The sequence below is a fragment of the Microcystis sp. LE19-10.1B genome (assembly GCF_027530565.1).
GTDB lineage: Bacteria > Cyanobacteriota > Cyanobacteriia > Cyanobacteriales > Microcystaceae > Microcystis > Microcystis aeruginosa.
The window spans coordinates 1-4,942 of sequence record NZ_JAPZQM010000152.1 but is presented as its reverse complement, the minus strand read 5'-3'; the positions used below and the strand labels follow the sequence as shown (position 1 = coordinate 4,942).

Here is a 4,942-nt window from a genome sequence, read left to right as displayed (position 1 = left end):
CGGCCACTTTGAACAAGTCGAAAAAATCTCATGTTCAACCTTATTTCCTAGAAAGTTTTACTCGTTCAAGGCCGAATTTGAATTCTTTTCTGAACAAAACCCCCTACTATCTGTTGTCAAGGTTCAGTTTTTAGCTTGGTTATCGTTTTTTCCATTGTAGCTTAAAGCCGTCCTAAAAGGACGGGGTTTTAACCCAAATTTTCGATAACCGAAGTAGATTGCATTGTTGCGATTGCGTTATGCTTCTAGTAGTTGGGTAGGGTGCGTTAGGCAATCCCTTGTTTTTAGGGCAAAAATCAAGCTCTGAATATTGCCGTAACGCACCACAAAGAAAGGTTTTTGGTGAGTTACGCTAACGCACCCTACTGGGGAGCATCTCACTTTCTTTTCATCGGAAATTTTGGGTCTGAAACCCCGCCGTTCTAGGTTGGCTTTACCTTAGAATTAAAAGGCCAGTCTCGAAAACCAAGTGGACGGCGCAGCACCTTGAAAACTCGGCTTAGGGGGTTCCGACCAGAAAAGCTTGGCCGGGTAAAAAGTCGCGCGCAACAAGTACAAGAAGCGTTTAGCTGGAAACGTACCGTGGGACACAGGGAATCGGGCTTCTGAAATGGGGCGAAAGTCTGTGGACTCTGTGTAAGACAGTACATGGTTTTTTAACTGTGGTATGCGACGGTGGTGGAAGCAGAAACTTAAATCGTGAGGTTTAGGAATCGCCGCACTTTTAGGGCGGCGAGGATGTCAAGGCTAACCATTACCCCAATTCTAGAATTATCCGTTTTTTTAGGTTTTCTTGACTACTATTCGGCGGTAGCCAATCCAGTTTCGGTGCTGCCGGTGGTGCGACGACGGGTGAGAGTATTAAAGAGCATAATTCCGATCGCTTTGATCAGATTACCTTCCAACTCTTGGAACATTTTCATGTTCATGCCAAAAGCGGCGTTAGCTTCGGTGACAATGCGATCGGCCATGGCTTGATCCACCGGTAACTCGTCGAGGGTTTGACGATAGTGGTTTTTATAGGCTTTTTCGTCGGAAATATCTTTGAAATCATAGAAAGCCGTGCCACCAGTTTCCAGATTCATCGCTTTTTCGGCGATTTTTTTCAATATTTGCCCCCCGGACAGATCGCCGAGATAACGGGTATAGGAATGGGCGACTAATAATTCGGGTTCTGTTGTGGCGATTTCCCGAATCCGGTCAACGTAGGCCTGACCTGCGGGAGATAAAGCGATCTCGTTGCGCCAATTTGGACCATAATAAAAATATAAATCCTGTTCTAGCGCATTTTTGCGATTGAGTTCAGGAAAACAGATTTTAGAAACGACGGGATGACTAGGAAGTTTTTCCATCTCCTCCTCCATGGCCGAATAGACGAAGTAGAGGTTAGCCACCAGTTTGCGATAGGAAGTTTTTTCTACCACACCTTTGAGAAAACACTTGACAAAACCGACGTTTTCTGCCATGGTGTGGGATTTTTTCGTGCCTTCTCGCAGTTGAGTTGATAAATTAACGCTCATATTATGATCACCTGTTGGGATGAGTGGAATGGATCGGGTTCGTTACAGATGCTTACTAAAACCGTCTATTTTGGTAGATTAAACTGAATTGATCGGTAATTTTATTAAGAATTTTTACAGTGCCGCCGGGGGAGCTTAGGGAGAAAAGTTAGCTCTAGCAGGACTTGACCGCCGGTTGAAACCGGTATCGATCGAGATGGCGCAATTGTAAAGATTAGTGAAAAACTGCTCCCTAGTTGATCTTGTTGAGAGAGAGGGTGTAGTCTAGCGCCAATATCAATTCTTGCTCGACATTCTTCACACTTCTTAGAAATTCTTAACATTCAGGAGACTTATATCAGCAAAATTTCACAAATTAAAACCGAATTTAGCAATCATGCTTATAATCAGTACAGGATTCTTTATGTTGTGCTAAACTCAAGCCCTTGAGAGACAAAGCCCTAGTTGCGATGTCAGCGAGAACACATTTAGCAACCCCCTACCCAAACCCTTAGTCATAACACTCTGGTAATGCCCCGAATACTTGTAATCGATGATGATCCTGCAATCGCGGAATTAGTCTCCATCAACCTGGAGATGGCGGGTTATGACGTTAATCCCGCAGAGGACGGGATTAAAGGCCAGGCCTTGGCCGTCCAGTTACAACCCGATTTAATCATGCTGGATTTAATGCTGCCCAAAGTCGATGGTTTTACTGTCTGTCAGCGTTTGCGACGAGATGAACGCACGTCCGACATCCCGATTTTGATGCTCACAGCCTTAGGACAAACCCAAGATAAAGTGGAAGGTTTTAATGCGGGTGCTGATGATTACCTGACCAAACCTTTCGAGGTGGAGGAAATGTTAGCTAGGGTACGCGCTCTCCTCAGACGCACCGATCGCATTCCCCAAGCCGCTAAACACTCAGAAATACTCAGTTTTGGACCTTTAACCCTGGTTCCCGAACGTTTTGAGGCGGTCTGGTTTGAAAGTGTGGTCAAGTTAACCCATCTAGAATTCGAGTTACTCCACTGTCTTCTCCAACGTCACGGTCAAACCGTTTCCCCTAGTGATATTCTCAAGGAGGTCTGGGGATACGATCCCGATGATGATATCGAGACTATTCGCGTTCATATTCGCCATCTGAGAACGAAACTAGAACCCGATCCCCGTCATCCTCGCTATATTAAAACCGTTTACGGTGCGGGTTATTGTCTGGAGTTACCCACCAATGAACAGGTGGTGCTTGATTCATCGGCGGCAACGGTTTAAACAGGGAGCAATTGTCTAGATAGGCAATAGGGACAATTGTTTCGTCGCTCCTCCTCCTCTTCAGATTGAGAAGGTTTGACCGGCGGTTGGGTTTTGATGGCTATGGCTGAGGCCTCTTTTTGGCCCTGACTATCACAAGGGGTAAGCACCCCCAGCAAGTCAGGACAATGGCAGGAGTAACTAGGGCTGGCTGAATAAATCTAAAAACCTTGTTGGGTAAGACTTTTAGACCTTTTAGAAATCAAAAAGTACCGGATATGGGAGTGATCGGGGGGAAAATTCAGGTACTTTTTCCCTGAAAATTAGGTAATTGACCCCCTCAAAATCGGTAAAACCCTACACCCCACACCCCACACCCCACACCCTGCCCCCACAAAAAACTTTTTCAGCAAGCCCTAACTACTGGTTTAAGGTAAATCCGTCGCCCCCATCAAAAAGCGATCGCATTCTCTGGCGGCCCCGCGACCTTCATTAATCGCCCAAACCACCAAACTTTGACCACGACGACAATCCCCTGCGGCGAACACTTTCGGTAAGCTAGTGGCAAATTGACCGTGTTCGGCCTTGATATTGCTGCGGGCATCCTTTTCTAAGCCTAAATCATCGAGTAAAGGCTGTTCTGGTCCCAAAAATCCCATGGCCAATAGAACCAATTGCGTCGGGATGACTTTTTCTGTTCCTGCTACCGGTTGGGGGATAAACTGCCCTTTTTCGTTGCGTTGCCATTCCACCCGTACCGTGTGAATCCCTGTGACGTTGCCCTCGCTATCCCCCTCGAATTTAGTCGCCGTGGTGGTATAAACCCGGGGGTCATCGCCAAAACGCGCGGCCGCTTCCTCTTGTCCATAGTCCAGACGGTAGATTTTCGGCCATTCGGGCCAGGGATTATCGGCGGCCCGTTCTCGGGGCGGTTGCGGCATGATCTCTAATTGGGTGACGCTACGGCAGTTATGACGCAGGGAAGTCCCCACACAGTCGGTTCCCGTGTCGCCACCGCCGATAATTACTACGTCTTTACCCGCAGCCGAGATAAAATCCTCCCCCGGTTGTCCGTCTAATAGTGCTTTTGTATTAGCGGTGAGAAACTCCATGGCGAAGTGAATGCCCTTTAATTGGCGACCTTCGATGTTTAAATCCCGGGGTTTGGTGGCTCCGGTACAGATAACCACGGCATCATATTCGTTTAATAGGTCTTGGCTGCTGATGTCCTTGCCCACTTCCGTGTTACAGACCATTTTTACCCCTTCCTGTTCGAGCATCTGGAGACGACGCAGAACGACTTCTTCCTTATCTAACTTCATGTTGGGGATACCGTACATTAATAGCCCCCCGGGGCGATCGGCCCTTTCATAAACTGTCACCCAGTGACCGGCTTTATTTAACTGGTCGGCGGCTGCTAATCCAGCAGGTCCGGAACCGATCACGGCCACTTTTTTGCCGGTACGGATGGCGGGGGGATTGGCAGTAATCCAACCGGATTCCCAACCTTTGTCAATAATCGAACATTCAATATTTTTGATCGTAACGGGGGGATTATGAATACCGAGAACACAGGAACCCTCACAGGGGGCGGGGCAGACTCTACCGGTAAATTCGGGGAAATTATTGGTTTTATGGAGGCGATCGAGGGCTTCTCGCCACAATCCTCGATAGATTAAATCATTCCATTCGGGAATCAGGTTATTAATCGGGCAACCACTGGCCATGCCACTAATTAGCGTTCCCGTGTGACAAAATGGTGTACCACAATCCATACAACGGGCGGCCTGATTGCGGAGTTTATCTTCTGGCATGGGAAGATGAAACTCATCCCAATTATGAAGGCGATCGAGGGGGGTAAGTTCGGAAGGAAGTTCACGCAGGAATTCGATAAAGCCAGTCGGTTTGCCCATAGTCTTTGTTATCTCTGTCGTTTATTCCCTATCTTCCTTCACAGTTCGATCGATCCCCGCAACTTTACCGATTTCTTTAATCTTATCGGCAGCTCAGTGGACTAACAGGCGGTAATTTTGACAAATTCGGGAATTAACTAGGGTCTGCTGAATAAATCTAAAAACCTTGCTGGATAAGACTTTTAGCCTTTTTTGAAATCCAAAAGTACCAGATATGGGAGTGATCAGGGGGAAATTCAGCTACTTTTTCCCTGAAAATTAGGTAATTGACCCCCTCAA

At 47.1% G+C, this 4,942-nt stretch carries 4 protein-coding genes; 2 read left to right on the top strand and 2 right to left on the bottom strand.

Features of this window, described 5'->3' with window-relative positions; all coding sequences use genetic code 11:
• Window positions 1–800: 800 nt before the first annotated feature.
• Complete coding sequence (locus O9332_RS05530) at window positions 801–1,520, bottom strand: biliverdin-producing heme oxygenase (RefSeq protein WP_288024142.1); 720 nt, start codon at window positions 1,518–1,520, stop codon at window positions 801–803.
• A gap of 510 nt (window positions 1,521–2,030) precedes the next feature.
• On the opposite strand from O9332_RS05530, the gene rpaA reads away from it, so the two are divergent.
• Together rpaA and O9332_RS05520 are read left to right on the top strand one after the other, a co-directional pair.
• Window positions 2,031–2,771: a two component system response regulator RpaA gene (gene rpaA / locus O9332_RS05525; RefSeq protein ID WP_002798623.1), complete on the top strand. Its 741-nt coding sequence runs from the start codon at window positions 2,031–2,033 to the stop codon at window positions 2,769–2,771.
• A gap of 310 nt (window positions 2,772–3,081) precedes the next feature.
• Window positions 3,082–3,246, top strand: a complete 165-nt coding sequence (locus O9332_RS05520) for a hypothetical protein (RefSeq protein WP_288024145.1) — start codon at window positions 3,082–3,084, stop codon at window positions 3,244–3,246.
• On the opposite strand, the gene O9332_RS05515 is transcribed toward O9332_RS05520, so the two are convergent.
• Entirely contained in the window at window positions 3,179–4,663 is a 1,485-nt protein-coding gene (locus O9332_RS05515) for a glutamate synthase subunit beta (RefSeq protein WP_002784459.1), read from the bottom strand. The genes O9332_RS05520 and O9332_RS05515 overlap by 68 nt on opposite strands.
• Between the last annotated feature and the right edge of the window lie 279 nt (window positions 4,664–4,942).